Below are 15,330 nucleotides of genomic sequence, written 5' to 3' on the forward strand. Positions count from 1 at the left end.
CAATGCAAAATCTATATCCACGCGTCGCTGCTTTTACGCTATGCTACAAAGAAGATATTTTATTACCTATTTGGGTAAATTCCTATAGCAACCTTGTTGGTCGTGAAAACCTATTTATCTTAGATCACAGCAATGAATCTCCTATTGTCATTGAGGGTATCAAAAGTGCAATTGTTAAACGCCCTTATTATGATGAAGTTGAACGACTGAACGCAGTCAAAATGTGGCAACAACAATTACTTGAAACTTATAATTGGGTCATTTTCTCTGATACGGATGAATTTATTGTATTTCGTCCGCCCTCACCTAATATAACCATACAAACCTATCTTGGACAACAAACCGATAAAATTTTACGTTGCATTGGTGTAAAAGTCGTTGATCCAGAAAACGCGCCACCAATGGATTGGACCAAACCTATTCTGCCGCAACGTCCCAAAGGGATGATTTCGAGCTGGTCTTGCAAAGCGCTAATCAGCTCTATTCCCAATGATTGGAACCCAGGTTTCCATACAACAAATTCTAGTTCTACATGGAATAAACATTTTTGGTTATTTCATCTTAAATATGCTGATGAAACCCGTTTAATGCACAGACTTTCTATGACGCGTCAATTCGAATGGAGCGCACAAAGTATAAAAGCAGGATTTGGCGGATTGCATCGTGTATCTGATAGTACAATGCGAAAATATTTGAATAAATTACGCACAAATCAACAAGACGGCACTTTGGATGATATGTTAAACACAACAACTGATCCCAATATAATTTCCTCACCTTTGATGGATATCCCTCAGGATTTAATGTCCTCGCTTTAACCTAATAATAAAGAATTAAAGGATAAAACCCTTTATATATTATGGAATAAACAACTTACTATTCTCACCCCTTATATGATGATTAAAGCACAACAATTATGATAAAAAAATATCTATTCTTTATCTCTTTACTGTTATTTTTCCCTTTGACGGCCCATGCAGTTCCTGCACCTGTTGCGATGCTGCCTTTGACAATTGAAACAGCAATTAAACAATTTTCGCCCCCTTTCTGTCAAAACGGATTGCAAGGATTGGCATCAGCCGTTGAAAAATGTTATCAAAACACTAAAGATACCAGCGTCACCATGGACATGTGTATTTTAGGCGATATCACGATTGCAAAGATATTGATCCAAGACAAAAAAGCTGATCTATCGATATTAGATAGAAAACCCTCAGAAGTGATCGCTGATAAAAATATCCCCGTCAGTGGAACAGAATCTTACTTAAATTTCGCCTCTGTGGTAAAACGACTACAAATGTTGGGCGACATGCCACGGTTTTATATTTACAACAGCCCACAAATCTTGGCGTATTTACAACAAGGTGCTGATCCTGTGTATAAAGGTATCACAGGGCATTGTAAAAAATAATAAAAGCCTATTTGCATTATTTATTTCTTTTTTATATAAGAATTTATGAAATATAATAATAGTAATATAGGTTATCATGAAGAAAATATTATTTACACTTGCTGCTCTTGCCCTACCCTTTACGGCGTCTGCCAAAGCAGAGCATACATTACCTCAATCAACGATTAATGCCTCTATTAAACGTTTTACGCCTGCTTATTGTAAAATGGAATCGATGGCATGGCCAAGGCTTTGGATCAATGTTTTAAAAAAGCAGGCATCAGAAGTCCAATAGTTGATCAGTGTTTGGTTGGTAGTGGATCTATGCTGAAACTATTAATTAAAGATAATAAAATCAGTCAGGAAGAAGCTGAACAAATTGTTGCAGATTTCCAAAAAAGTCCAATAGACTTAATTACAGATAAAACTATTCCAATGACGGGAACAGCTGTTTATTCAAACTACAAATCTCTACTTAGAATGATGGTCTTATCTGCTCTTTCACCGCGTTACACAAATTTTGAAAAAGGTGAAATGCTGCGTTATATACAACCAGGTGTCCAAGAAACTTATAAAAATCTTGTTGAAAAATGTAAATAAATACAATCATACTGAAACGATCACATCTCTCTCTACAAAAGGATATAAAAGACAGATGCTCTTTTATATCCTTTTTAGTATCGTGAGGGATCAATGACCTTCCCCAAGCCTCATCTTATTCTGCAACGCCTTAGCTATTCAGCTTTTCGCGCTCGTTTTACTCTAAAAGAAAAAGAGCTTGCTTATTTACATCAGCAAGGGATGGATAAAATCATGTCCCATGCGCAAGATTTTATCATGCAACGGCTTGCGCCAGCCGAGCCTAAGAATGATGGGAAACAAACCCCTTGGAAAGGACATCCTGTCTTTATTACCCAACATGCCACGGCGACTTGTTGTCGGAGATGCCTACAAAAATGGTATAACATTGCTCAAAAACAACCATTAACCTTAGAAGAGCAAACTTATATTTTATCTGTCATTCACTTATGGCTGATACAAGATTTACAAAAGCACTCATAAGCAGCTAATGAGATAACAATATCTGCATGGCTTTCTTGAGTTGCTGTTCCTCGGTAAAACACTCCAAGCCGCGCTTGCGCCCTCGTTTACCCATTGCTTGACGTTCTTGGGGATATTCAATCATCCACGCCATTGCCTTTGCCAATTCAGACACAGAGCCAGCAGGAACCAATAACCCCGTTTTTTGATGTTCGACTTGCTCACGTGGACCACGAATTGCGGTGCTTATTACAGGAAGCTCTGACAGCATTGCTTCAACAATCGACATGGGCAAGCCTTCAAAATGGCTGGGTAATACGAACACATCTGCTGCTTTCATCAATTGGTTAATATCGTCTCTGTATCCCCACAACCGTAATTGATCGCCTAATTTTTCTTTGGCACTATCAAACGCGCGATCTAACGCATCCCCATGATCCGAAGAGAGACGTTCCCCAACAATCCATAATTCAGTATTCTTATATTGTGCTGCAATCGCGATAAAGCATGCTAATAATTCAGGATATCCTTTATGACGCACCAAGCGAGAAACAATTAAAAATACGATTTTATCGTTATTAATTCCAATAGCTTGACGGATTTCAGAACGTATAGCTGCATCAGGTGCAAATTTCACAGGGTCTCTGCCATTCCCAATATAAACAGGCTGAGGATGAATCTGTAATCTTTTTGCATCTTTGGTTTCTTCCGCAGAAACCGTCATATAAAGATGTGTAATTTTTCCTGCACACCATTCCAACGCAAATGATAACCCACGCCGGATCAAAGATTTCATCCCTTGCCCTGCTTGATTAAATAAATACCCATGACAAGTATAAGCAATAATCGGAGTGCCACACAAAAACGCTGCCACTCTGGTTAAAAAACCACTGATCGGCATATGTGCATGCACAATATCAGGTCGTTCCTGCTTAATAATTTTATAAATCGCCCACAACGCCTTGATTTGACCCACAGGCGCATAAGAACGCACAAAAGGCACCGTCCGAATTACAAAGCCTTCTTGTCGGACTTTTTTGAGCAAATCACCCTCGGCACAAACACCAATAACTTCATGTCCTTGTGCTTTTAAAATACGCATCAAAGGCAATAAAAACTGATATAATGAAAAATCAACATTGGTTACTTCAAGAATTTTCATAACAACAACTTATAACTTACGATGCAACGCCCAGCGAACGATCTGTGGTGAATTGACTGCTTTTTTAGAATTTTCAATTTCAGAAGTTGGTTTTTCTGTTTCTTTTTTTTCTGTTGACTCTGGTATCACTGGGTCTTCTTGCGACACAATTGTTTCAGGCATAGTTTCAGGATGTATAACAGCATCACTTTCCTGCCCACTTCTTTTATCATTGTTTTTACTATGAAAAATAGCCACATAATCCGAACTCTCCTCTTGTTGTTCAACCAACACCGTTTGGGTATCGACTGCATCTGCACTAGATGTCAATTCTGTTGGAACAGAAACGATTTCTTCTTTATTAGCCTCTTTCTCTGGCAATGTCACATATAAAACAATCTGCTTGGTCAATACACGACTGCCACTGCCAAAATAAACACTTTCTTCTATTCTTGCATCTGCACCAGCAAAACGAAACCACCAAATTTGTCGACCTTCATGCGGATTATTGGCCATTAAGGAATAAACATGCTCAGGCTTCCCTTTAACAAATTCAATAAATTCTTCTTCAACAATGATAGAAGGATGCAAATGAAAACGCACCATAAAAGGATAGTGTTGAGGACCATCAATACGCTCCTCACCCTTCAGGATTTGACCGCTTGATGAGAGATAAATTGTCCGTTGATAAATAACTCCATAGCGTTTTAACCAGCCATTATGACCCATTTCCAAAAGGTGGGCGCCCTCTTCTATATGATGTTTTGCAACGGCTTCAAAACTAGAGGTTACTTTGCCCTGTACAAATTCGACTGAATCCGTACCATTTAAATCAAGCACAGAATGTGCAGCCGTACATCCCAAAATAGATCTCCATGTTTTGGTTTCGCCCGCACCACAATTGACAAAAACACGTTGTTTGCCAACAGAGAATTCCACAGAAAGACACCCTGCATGTTTACTTCTGCGACCAATATCGGCGGGGGTGCCACTATCCACCAATAACGTTGCTCTATTGGCGTGACAACGAATATAGCCACCCTTGGTCATATTGGTCATTGCCACACGCTTTTGAGTGGCGTGAAATAAAATACGATCAATAAATTGCGAATTTGATTCGTTTGATCCATTAAACAAAGCCAACCCACCATCACCATGACGCAACGCACGCAATGCCCTGCTCAAATTATCCAACGCACTGGTTAATTCATTCGGCGGACGGCGATGGATCAGCTGATACATTAATTTAATTTCAACCAAATCTTGCAACACCATCAATTGGATTTCAGCGTTACGCTCTATATGAACCCCGTCTTCGAGGATTTGATTAGCCAGTTCATTCTTTAAACATTTGGTTATTTTTACAATCAAATCAAATTGTTCGGGCAAACATAATGAAACAGCCATAACCCCCTTTAGCATTGCAAATGCATAATAGCTGCGAGCAGTTGGGGGCAACATAGCAGTGATATAACGTCCTTCTATCATCACCCGATGTATAAATTGTCGTTTAAACGCTTCATCTGCCGAGGCAGCAAAAAAATCGTAATGCCCCAACCAATTGGTCAAGCGTTTCCCTAAAATATCGCCTCGATAAGCAACTTTGTGTTGCGTATTGAGGGGACGGCTCATCCAATCGACGATTAATGCACGTGCACATAATCGGGCATTATCCGTTCCAAATTCTCGCAAATCACGTAGCCAAGAAAAATCGAAAATCTTACATAAGCCATCAATAGGGATATTTTGCTTACCCCATAATCCAGGTTGCAAAGAAATAATGTAATCTTTGTAAATCAACTCTCCTTTAATCAGATGCATTCCATAGATAGAATCACCACTCCATAAATCACGCAGAAAATAGGCAGGGTTTAAAGGGAGTTTTCCATAGCCAACAGGAGGAAGGAGCGCCAAAGATAGCCGCATTTTTCGTAGCATGCTTTGTAAAGCCATCCTGACCTGCCCCCTTCTTGTTTAACAAATAATGAATAATTGCTATTTTTTATCTGTTCCACGCAAAGCATTCATCGCCTGACGGTAATCTTTTTGACCGTAAACCGATGTCCCAGCAATCAAGACATCCGCCCCCGCTTTGGTGACGAGTGGCGCTGTTTCCTTTGTAATCCCACCATCGACACTGATACGAATATCCCGTCCTGTTGCATCAGCCATTTGACGAATTTGTTGTATCTTTGGCAGTTGGCTTGCAATAAATTTTTGCCCTCCAAAACCTGGATTAACGGTCATAACTAAAATCGTATCAACCATATCCAGAACTTCAGAGATTGCCTGTGCTGGGGTTGCTGGGCATAATACGATCCCAACTTTGATCCCAAAAGATTTAATCGTTTGTAACGTACGATGCGCATGAGGACCAGCCTCTATATGAAATAAAATCTGATCTGCCCCTGCTTTGACAAAGGGTTCTATGAACAAATCAACAGGTTGAATCATTAAATGCACATCGAAAAGAAGTTTACTATAGGGACGTAAAGCCTTGATAACCGAAGGACCAAATGTCATATTCGGTACAAAATGCCCATCCATAATATCTAAATGAATCCAGTCCGCACCTTGTTCATCAACGGCTTTGATTTCTTCACCAAAACGAGCAGCATCTGCAGAAAGGATACTTGGGGCAATGAGAGGAACGGCTAAAGCTGGCATAAAAACTCCATTCGTAATGATAACAGGATTCACATTTTATTGAAATTATACAATAAAATGACATTAAACTAGGTAAAAAGAAATATGATATACACGCAATTTCGCCAATTTTTTCTAATTTTTTACAAAACGGTGTTTATATATCATAGTAAATCATTTTTTTACAAATCTTGCCATAAAAAATCCGTCCAACCCTCCTTTTTCTGACCACATAGAGGGCAATGTCCTAACCCAACCCTCTTTGATAATACTTTCAGGTAAAAATGGAATATCCTCAACCGTCAAAGGTAAAGGCAATATTTCTGGCAAACTGGACATATATCGTGCTTGCTCTTCTGCCTCGGCAGGTTGTAGGGAGCAAACGCTGTACATTAAACGCCCCCCTGGTTTTAAATATCTTAGTGCCGCCTGAATTAATTGACGTTGCACGTTGACCAGCCCACTAATTTCTTTTGGTTTTTTTATGTGCAATACATCAGGATGACGACGGAAAATACCAGTGGCAGAACATGGGGCATCCAATAAAATCGCATCAAATTCTTCTTTATATTGCAGCTGGGCGGCATCAGATTGCACAATTTCTGCTTTTAATTGCAAACGATCCAGATTTTCCTTTAAGCGTTTAATCCGTTTTGGATCCTTTTCAACAGCCACGACCTGTCCGCCAGCCATCACGAGCTGAGCAGTCTTTCCACCAGGGGCAGCGCATAGATCAGCCACTTTTTCACCTTGTTTTACCTGTAATAAAAATGCAGGTAAAGACGCTGCCACATCTTGCACCCAAAATTGTCCTTCTTCAAATCCAGACAAATTATTGACTTTGGTTCCCACAGGATATCGATAACTATCCGCACATAACAAAACCCCACCTTGTGGAGCAGATAGACCAGATTTGACAGATAAATCCAAAGGCACTTCATAATTCAAACATTGCGCTAATTGACGGGGATTAAAGCCTGCTTTATCCCATTCTTGCCATAACCAAGTCGGTAAATTCAACCGCTCTTGATCGAGCCCTTCTAAACATTCCTTGCCTTGATCTGCGACTTTGCGTAAAACCGCATTCACCAAACCTGTAAACCCAGAAAACCCATTTTTGCGCGCCAAATTCACTGTTGTATTAATCGCAGCATGCCTTGGCGTTTCCAAAAAAATAATTTGTGCAACCCCCAACAATAAAATAACTGAAACAGGTTGAGGTGGCGCGCGTCGTAATAAAGGTTCAATAATGGCTTCCAAGACACCTTTTTGCCTTAGACAACACACGATCAACCGATAGGCTGCGGCTTTGTCTCGGCTATCTGCGTGACGAGATAACAAAAGATCCAAAACAGCATCCAAAGAACGGTTACGTTCTAAAACTTGGCAAAGGGCTTCAAAAGCGATTTGACGAGTGTCGTCTTTTTCTTTATTCATTATTTCTGACTTAATCTTATAGTTTTATATTGAATGGGATTTTCTTTGTTTTACACTTTAAATACATATTATCAATCCTATATCCCTTAAATATGCCACATTTCTGCTTATTATAGTATCTTTATTTTTCATTACTCCACGACAAAGGAACATTACTTTTTACCATGAAAAAATGGTCTATCCTTCTGCCTTATTACAACGAAAAAAAATTCCTAACTGGCACATTAGAATCCATCTGTGCTCAACATTTCAAAGACTTCACATTAATTTTAATTAATAATGCCTCTGACGACCAATCCGAAGCTATTGCCAAACAAACATTAGCAGCCTATCCTGATATTGATGCTGTGTATCTATACGAGCCTAAACCTGGCAAGACACTGGCTTTAGAAACTGGATTAAAAGCAGTCAACACCCCTTATGTTGCCACGATTGATGCGGATACCTATTATCCGCCTTATTATCTTTGGTTTTGCAATCATATTTTCGAACAAAAGCCAGAAGTTGTTGGTGTAATGGCATGTGACATTTATGCCCCTTATTATGACCATAAAAGTCAAAAACGATGCCGTAAGATTGCCAGAAAATCAAAAATATTTAGCAAACAATGCCACGCGGGTGGATATGCTCAGACCTTTCGCACCGATAGCTTAAGGCAAGTGGGCGGATTTGACCAACAAATTTGGCCTTATGTCCTGATGGATCATGAAGTTGTTCATCGTTTACTCAAAGTGGGCAAAACTTATTATTCTGCTAAACATTGGTGCATGCCCTCTGAACGACGTGCAGACCGTAAAAAAGTCCAATGGAATAAATTTGAAAAGATGCTCTATGAATTCACTCCGTTTTTCCTAAAAGATTGGTTTTTTTACAGCTATTTAAGGAAAAAATTCCAAAAACGCAAAGCCACAATCACGCAGTTGCGCGAACATTTATGGGAAAAAAAAGATGGATAACGCATTCTATTCATTCTAGTATAAAATTCATTTCAATTTATACTGATTTTTATAATGAGCGCGATCACTATACAACAGAATCTTGATATAATTACACAACGTATTGAACAAGCAGCTTTGCGTTGTGGTCGTCATTCCAAAGATATCCGATTGGTAGCCGTATCAAAATTTCATCCGACACCAGCCATTCAATCTGTGATAGACCATCATCATTTGATCTTTGGCGAAAACCGTATTCAAGAAGCCAAAGAAAAATTCACACCTTTAATTGAATCTCATCCTAATATTCAATTACATATTATTGGTGCTATTCAAACCAACAAAATCCTTGATGCCGTTAAAATTGCCAATGTTATTGAAACGATCGACCGCGTTGCTTTGTTAAATCCTTTACAAAAAGCAATCGATAAAACTGGGCGATGCCCCAAATTATTCATTCAAATCAATATTGGTCAAGAACCGCAAAAAACAGGAATATTACCCACACAAGCAAATGAGTTTATTGAACTTTGCTTGAAACAATTTGGCACCAACGTGCACGGTGTGATGGGAATCCCCCCTATTGGTAAGGATCCTGTTCCCTATTTTCAACAATTAGCTCAATTTGCACATCATTACGAATTACCTGAAATCTCTATGGGAATGTCTGCTGATTTCGAAGACGCGATTGCATGTGGCGCCACATTCGTGCGTGTCGGCTCTGCTATATTTGGGGCTCGCCCTGCAAAAATATAAAAAAACTTTCCAAAACATATAAAAAGCTATATGTGTCGTTTGTTTTGGCTTACAGTTGTTTTTGAATAATCTGTAGCGATTATGAATATATGTGGAGTTTCTTTACATGACTGATTCTTCCAACGAAGAAGATAATCATCACAAAGACAAATCATCGTCGAACAAAGCTGATGATACAAAATCTGTGATTATTGCTGCCTCTGGTGATGCTGTTCAAAAACCAACAGAAGAAATCCAAGGCGATATTATGGTTCTTCCTTCGCTCGATGAAGAAAGCCAAATTACCGAATTTGGAACCGATCAACCAGAACATAAAATAAAACCCATAAGCGCAGCGATCTTAATGACCGTTCTTGGGGTTGTTTATGGCGATATTGGTACCAGCCCCATTTATGCATTCCGTGCAACAATGGGGGTTGTTTCCAACCATCATGCTGATTTACAACGCTGGGAAATATTCGGTATTATCAGCCTGATTTTCTGGGCTTTGGTTTTAATTGTGACCGTTAAATATGTCATGCTGGTGATGCGTGCTGACCATAATGGCGAAGGCGGCATATTGGCATTAATGTCTTTGGCACAACGCGTTACCAAAAATACCAGAGGTAAAATTGCCTTGGGTATTGTAGGGATTGCGGGAACTTGTCTTTTCTTTGGTGATGGCATGATTACCCCAGCGGTCTCGGTCTTATCCGCCATTGAGGGGCTAGAAGTCTCCGTGCCAAGCATGCAAGAATTTATTGTGCCAATGGCTCTGGTCATTTTATTTGGTCTCTTTTGTATGCAAAGCAAGGGAACAGAACATATCGGCAAAATCTTTGGTCCAGTTATGTTCCTATGGTTCAGTACGATTGGTGTTCTGGGGCTGTTGCAAGTATTACAACATCCTTTTATCCTCGTTGCTTTGTCCCCTTATTATGCCATTTCTTTTGTGATCCATCACGAATGGATGGCGTTCCTAGCGCTTGGCTCTGTTGTGTTGGCGGTTACAGGTGCCGAAGCACTTTATGCAGATATGGGACATTTTGGCAGAAAACCGATTGGATATGCATGGGTATTCTTTGTATTGCCTGCATTAACTTTAAATTATCTGGGTCAAGGTGCATTGGTTTTAACCAACCCCCATACGTTAAGTAATCCTTTCTTTTACTTAGCCCCCCATTGGTTTAATATTCCTTTGGTTATTTTATCAACCTTAGCGACTGTAATTGCCAGCCAAGCGGGTATCTCTGGTGGATTTTCTCTTGCCAAACAATTAACCCAACTTGGATATTTCCCACGACTGCGTATTTTACATACGAATGCCCATGAAGAAGGGCAAATTTATGTTCCTGACGTTAATCATGCATTAATGATTGGATCGTTATTATTGATCGTCAGCTTCAGATCATCCGAAGCCTTGGCAGCAGCTTACGGTATTGCGGTGACTGGAACATTTATTTGTACAACCACATTATCATGCGTTGTGTTCCATAAACTTTACAAATGGTCAGCTTATAAAGTTGCGATCATATTTGGTATTTTCTTCTGTATTGATATTCCATTTTTTACTGCCAATGCGCTAAAAATTCCTGAAGGTGGCTGGGTGCCATTATTGCTTGGTATTTGTTTAACCATTATGATGACCTCTTGGAACAAAGGGCGCAATATCATTATCAAAAAACGTGCGCAAGATGCGATGCCAATTGCCTCATTCTTGGCGCGTTTGCCACAAGGGAAAATTACTCGTGTATCTGGAACAGCAATTTTTATGACACCAGATCCGATGTCCATTCCCAATTCTTTAATTCACAATTTGCGGCATAACAAAGTCTTACACGATCATGTTTTATTCGTCACGATTGAGAACTTAAAGCAACCCGAAGCAGAATATGGTCATCGTATTGCAATGCGTCAGCTTGCACCCAATATTTATCAAATCATTGTGCGATATGGGTTTATGGAGATGCCTAACTTACCAAAAGTCTTGGAGCTCTTAAAATCTCAACCACAATTAGAGTTCTTTGATCCGTTACAAGCATCTTACTTTACCACCAGAGAACAAATCGTTCCTGCTTCTATTCCTAAGATGAGCAAATGGCGGATGGCTATCTTTATGTTTATGAACAGAAATGCCAGCCCTGTCACTGACTTCTTACGAATTCCTGCGGATCGTGTGGTTGAATTAGCTGTGCGGGTATCTATTTAATTATAGATGAAAGCAAGAGTTCAAAACACACAGCAAGGCATTGGGCTTTATATTCATTGGCCCTTTTGCCTTGCCAAATGTCCGTATTGTGATTTTAACAGCTATGTTGCTGAACATATTCCGCAAGAAGCTTATGCCAAAGCCTTGGTGCAAGAATTAAAAACAGCCTTAGCTGAAATTCCAAAGATTCCCCTAACCTCTATTTTTTTTGGTGGGGGAACGCCTTCCTTAATGTTCCCTTCAACGGCACAAGCACTGATTGATACAGCGACTTCTTTGTTGCCTGTATCAGATAATTTGGAAATTACCCTAGAAGCCAACCCAACCAGTGTTGAAAATCAAAAGCTCAAAGATTTTTATCATGCTGGGGTTAATCGTGCATCTTTGGGTATTCAAAGCCTAACCCCCACTGCCCTCAAAGCATTGGGTAGAGAACATTCAGTTAGTCAAGCCATCGAAGCATTGACCATCGCCAAGAAAATTTTCCCTCGGATTTCTTTTGATTTAATTTATGCCCGTGAAGGACAAACCATCAAAGAGTGGGAAAAAGAACTGCAAGAAGCACTGGCTTTGGCACACGATCATTTGTCATTATATCAATTAACCATCGAGCCTGGGACAATCTTTGCCAAACAATACCGACAAGGAAAAATCACATTACCTGATGAAGAACTCAGTACAGATATGTTAAACACTACCGAGGCGATTACGCATCAATACGAATTAAAAGCCTATGAAGTGTCAAATTACGCCAAGCCAGGCGCAGAGAGCCGTCACAATTTAACCTATTGGCGATATAAAGATTATATTGGTATTGGACCAGGTGCGCATGGGCGGGTGACCCTTGACCAGACATTATATGCGACTGAACGACATAAAAACCCTGTCAAATGGTTGGAACATGTGCGGCAAAACGGACATGCATTGTCTGTCAAAGAGGCGTTGACCCCCGTGGAAAAAGCCCAAGAAATGTTATTAATGGGATTGAGATTGACAGAAGGTATTCAAGCACATCTTTTTAAAGAACGATGTGGTATTGCCTTAATGGATGCAGTGAATATGTCAATGCTGGAGGCATTGGTTGATGAAGATTTCCTTACTTGGGATCAATATTGCCTTAAAACGACACCTCAAGGGCGTTTGCGATTAAATGCGATCTTGGAGGCTCTCCTGAAATAATATACATTATATGTAACGAAAGGGGTTTTAAATGCTGCATATTATGAAAGTCGCGGTCGGCGTTACGGATATTGAAGAGTTACAACAAATTAATCTGCGACTAGCCAAAGAAAATAAAGGGTATCCTTATACATTAACGCGTTTCCCGCCAAAGCAAACTGAAGATATCTTGCAAGGTGGGTCTTTATATCGGGTTATCAAAGGGTCTTTATGCTGTCGGCAAATTATCAAAGAGTTTATTCCCAGCACCAGAGAAAACGGCAATCCTTGTACACAAATCCTATTAGAACCAGAGATTATTCGCACGCAATCTATTGCTATGCGCCCCTTTCAAGGATGGCGCTATTTAAAGCCTCAGGATGCCCCCATTGATTTAAGCGTAAAAGGTGCTCAACTGCTTGATATTCCTATCAAATTACGTAAAGCATTAGAGGAGCTTGCATTATTGTAAAATAATATTGTTCAATCATAAATATAAATTGAAGCATTCTATCATTTTCTGATATACATAAACTATTGTTTCTTTATTTTAAAGAGTATCATAATGGTTCTTATACACAGATCTTTTCTTGCTCGTCCATTATACTTTGCTCGCTTTCTTCCTTTAATAGCTTTGTTATGTTTTGCAGCTTGTGGTAAAAAAGACCCTGCCTCAGAACCTTTAAAAATCACCCCCAATGAACGTATCGTTCCCTCATCCTCTCCAAAAGAACCACCAATTATTATCTTGTCCCCTTCTTCTGGCAACACTGGGGCTTATACGCCGACAACTAGCCCATCATCATCTCGCAAGGTTAAGAAAAAAGCATCTTTACCTTCATCTTCTTACAGCGCCAGCAATGTAACCACCAGCCAAGGCAGTTATGCAGTACAAATTGGGGCTTTTTCGTCTGAATCTGTCGCTAATCGCGCTGCTAATCAAGCCCGTCAGAAAGTCCCTTCATTACTATCTTCAACGACGACGAGAATTGATACCATTCCCAAAAATGGTCAGGATTTATATCGTGTAAAGCTCTCTGGATTAACAGCAAACTATGCATCACAAGCATGCACTGAATTAAAACAACAACAAATCTCTTGTATTATCACACGATAAATCTGTATTTTTTATTAAACAATGGCAAATTTTTCCCACTCTCTTGGTTCAATCCGATAAAAATCACCATTGCCGTCAAGATCTACACGAAAACAGAATTTGTGTTCTGGTGTATATATAATCGCTGTTTGATCTTGTTGCTCGATACTTAACACATTATTTGCTTGCACTTCACTATGTAAAGGCATCAAAGCGATTTCTGATCCCATATATTTCAGCGAAAACACCATCTCTTTCCACAGACAAACGAGCTGATTGTTATATATTCGCAAAGGTAATTGATGTGATTCACCCTTTAAGAAACGCGTCGTTGTGATTTTTTTCTGAACTGCATCAAAAACAAGCAAATATCCACTATGCGCCACTAAATAATCTAATTGATCTGATAGTAAACGAAAACCATGACCAGCGTTTTCATTCATTTGATTGGCCTCATATAAACTACATTGTAATAGCCCCCTTAAAAGACAGCTTCTTAATAATGAACGGCTTTCTTTGACATATCCACGTATGAATAATTGGTAAATTAATGTTAAATTACGCTCGTTATCATCATATACGATATGATTATTTTTAACTTGAGATAAAGATTTGCTAAGTAATAATTTATAAACCAGCAAGGGATAACGGTCTTTAAGGATCAGTATCTTGCTATAAATATTATGAATATGATACCGACGTATCTTGGCAACTTGTGCAATCACCAGATGATCTTCTTCAGTCACCAACATATCCAAAATAGACTTAAACTCTTCTGATCCTTTTAAGCTATTGACTACCAAATGATGCGCAAAAGGCACAGGGACAAGCACGCTGTTGGGTAAATTTTCCATGATTTTATTGGCATGTCGATGATCGATATCGTTATAACCTAGTATTCCCTTATAAATATCATGAGCAATATAGAGTTTCCCCGAAACTTCATGAGGAAAGATGGTGGTTTCTTGAATGGAATAAGGATCCAACCGATCAATCGTTCGTTGCATAATCCCACAAACAGGCGCAACCATTACATCCAACGTATATCGGGCCCCCATCGCAAAAACAATATTCGCGTGCAGAGCGGCTGAGAATTTTAATGCAGCATAAGCACCCATTGAAAGACCAATAATAATTATTTTCTTATAATGTTGTGTGATTTCGTTACATAAAGGGATAATATGATGCATATCCGAATGTTGATAAAAGTTATCAATTTTCGTCGTAATACCCAGACATGATAAATGATATTTCTCAGCAATAGGCTGTAAAAAATAGCGATCATATGCGTGTTCTGTTTGATCTGCGGATGCAAAGCTGATAATGATATAATCGCTTGCTGCCTCATGAAAATGTAACAGCAGCTCTTCGCCTTCGAAAATGATCATCTTCTATCCTTATCGTACTTTTATCTATCAAAAGTATCATCATATCATAATTTATGACTGCAATTAATGATATTTTATTCGCCTTTCAATATCATTCTCTTTTATAAAAATTGAATATGACTTTAACAAAACAATCATTCTCTGATATATATGA

General features: G+C 39.2%; 16 protein-coding genes. 11 read left to right on the forward strand and 5 right to left on the reverse strand.

The features are described 5' to 3' along the window. Positions 1-2: 2 nt before the first annotated feature. The 5 genes from QJV33_RS02480 (at position 3) to QJV33_RS02500 (ending at position 2,452) form a co-directional block, all read left to right on the forward strand. Positions 3-818 (forward strand): glycosyltransferase family protein, encoded by an 816-nt coding sequence (locus QJV33_RS02480; protein WP_281461833.1) that lies wholly within the window; start codon positions 3-5, stop codon positions 816-818. A 98-nt stretch (positions 819-916) separates the two neighbouring features. Further along, a complete protein-coding gene (locus QJV33_RS02485) occupies positions 917-1,411 on the forward strand; it encodes a hypothetical protein (protein ID WP_281461834.1) in 495 nt (164 codons plus the stop codon). 76 nt (positions 1,412-1,487) lie between these two features. Beyond that, on the forward strand, positions 1,488-1,685 hold the full coding sequence (locus QJV33_RS02490) for a hypothetical protein (RefSeq protein ID WP_281461835.1): 198 nt from the start codon (positions 1,488-1,490) through the stop codon (positions 1,683-1,685). Continuing rightward, complete coding sequence (locus QJV33_RS02495; RefSeq protein ID WP_281461836.1) at positions 1,631-1,990, forward strand: hypothetical protein; 360 nt, start codon at positions 1,631-1,633, stop codon at positions 1,988-1,990. Before QJV33_RS02490 ends, QJV33_RS02495 begins: the two co-directional genes overlap by 55 nt. Before the next feature lie 93 nt (positions 1,991-2,083). Beyond that, a complete protein-coding gene (locus QJV33_RS02500; RefSeq protein WP_281461837.1) occupies positions 2,084-2,452 on the forward strand; it encodes a DUF4186 domain-containing protein in 369 nt (122 codons plus the stop codon). Between the two features lie 4 nt (positions 2,453-2,456). On the opposite strand, the gene QJV33_RS02505 is transcribed toward QJV33_RS02500, so the two are convergent. From QJV33_RS02505 to QJV33_RS02520, 4 genes are all read right to left on the reverse strand, one after another. Next, positions 2,457-3,593, reverse strand: a complete 1,137-nt coding sequence (locus QJV33_RS02505) for a glycosyltransferase family 4 protein (protein WP_281461838.1) — start codon at positions 3,591-3,593, stop codon at positions 2,457-2,459. A 9-nt stretch (positions 3,594-3,602) separates the two neighbouring features. Beyond that, positions 3,603-5,525 (reverse strand): heparinase II/III family protein, encoded by a 1,923-nt coding sequence (locus QJV33_RS02510; protein ID WP_281461839.1) that lies wholly within the window; start codon positions 5,523-5,525, stop codon positions 3,603-3,605. A 42-nt stretch (positions 5,526-5,567) separates the two neighbouring features. Beyond that, complete coding sequence (gene rpe, locus QJV33_RS02515) at positions 5,568-6,239, reverse strand: ribulose-phosphate 3-epimerase (protein WP_281461840.1); 672 nt, start codon at positions 6,237-6,239, stop codon at positions 5,568-5,570. Between the two features lie 153 nt (positions 6,240-6,392). Continuing rightward, entirely contained in the window at positions 6,393-7,655 is a 1,263-nt protein-coding gene (locus QJV33_RS02520) for an RsmB/NOP family class I SAM-dependent RNA methyltransferase (RefSeq protein WP_281461841.1), read from the reverse strand. A 164-nt stretch (positions 7,656-7,819) separates the two neighbouring features. Here QJV33_RS02520 and QJV33_RS02525 point away from each other — a divergent pair, with 164 nt between their 5' ends. The 6 genes from QJV33_RS02525 (at position 7,820) to QJV33_RS02550 (ending at position 13,809) form a co-directional block, all read left to right on the forward strand. Then, entirely contained in the window at positions 7,820-8,611 is a 792-nt protein-coding gene (locus QJV33_RS02525) for a glycosyltransferase family 2 protein (protein WP_281461842.1), read from the forward strand. Positions 8,612-8,665: 54 nt separating this feature from the next. Beyond that, the gene (locus tag QJV33_RS02530) at positions 8,666-9,346 is read left to right on the forward strand and encodes a YggS family pyridoxal phosphate-dependent enzyme (protein WP_281461843.1); all 681 of its coding nucleotides are present in this window, start codon (positions 8,666-8,668) and stop codon (positions 9,344-9,346) included. 247 nt (positions 9,347-9,593) lie between these two features. After that, complete coding sequence (locus QJV33_RS02535) at positions 9,594-11,534, forward strand: potassium transporter Kup (RefSeq protein ID WP_281463373.1); 1,941 nt, start codon at positions 9,594-9,596, stop codon at positions 11,532-11,534. 6 nt (positions 11,535-11,540) lie between these two features. Continuing rightward, positions 11,541-12,713, forward strand: a complete 1,173-nt coding sequence (gene hemW, locus QJV33_RS02540; RefSeq protein ID WP_281461844.1) for a radical SAM family heme chaperone HemW — start codon at positions 11,541-11,543, stop codon at positions 12,711-12,713. A 31-nt stretch (positions 12,714-12,744) separates the two neighbouring features. Next, entirely contained in the window at positions 12,745-13,164 is a 420-nt protein-coding gene (locus QJV33_RS02545; RefSeq protein ID WP_281461845.1) for a DUF1489 family protein, read from the forward strand. 93 nt (positions 13,165-13,257) lie between these two features. Beyond that, positions 13,258-13,809 carry an SPOR domain-containing protein gene (locus QJV33_RS02550; RefSeq protein WP_281461846.1) on the forward strand — a complete coding sequence of 184 codons (552 nt, stop codon included), beginning with the start codon at positions 13,258-13,260 and terminating at the stop codon, positions 13,807-13,809. A 14-nt stretch (positions 13,810-13,823) separates the two neighbouring features. On the opposite strand, the gene QJV33_RS02555 is transcribed toward QJV33_RS02550, so the two are convergent. Continuing rightward, complete coding sequence (locus QJV33_RS02555; protein WP_281461847.1) at positions 13,824-15,176, reverse strand: hypothetical protein; 1,353 nt, start codon at positions 15,174-15,176, stop codon at positions 13,824-13,826. Between the last annotated feature and the right edge of the window lie 154 nt (positions 15,177-15,330).

It is taken from the genome of Commensalibacter nepenthis (assembly GCF_029953305.1).
GTDB lineage: Bacteria > Pseudomonadota > Alphaproteobacteria > Acetobacterales > Acetobacteraceae > Commensalibacter > Commensalibacter nepenthis.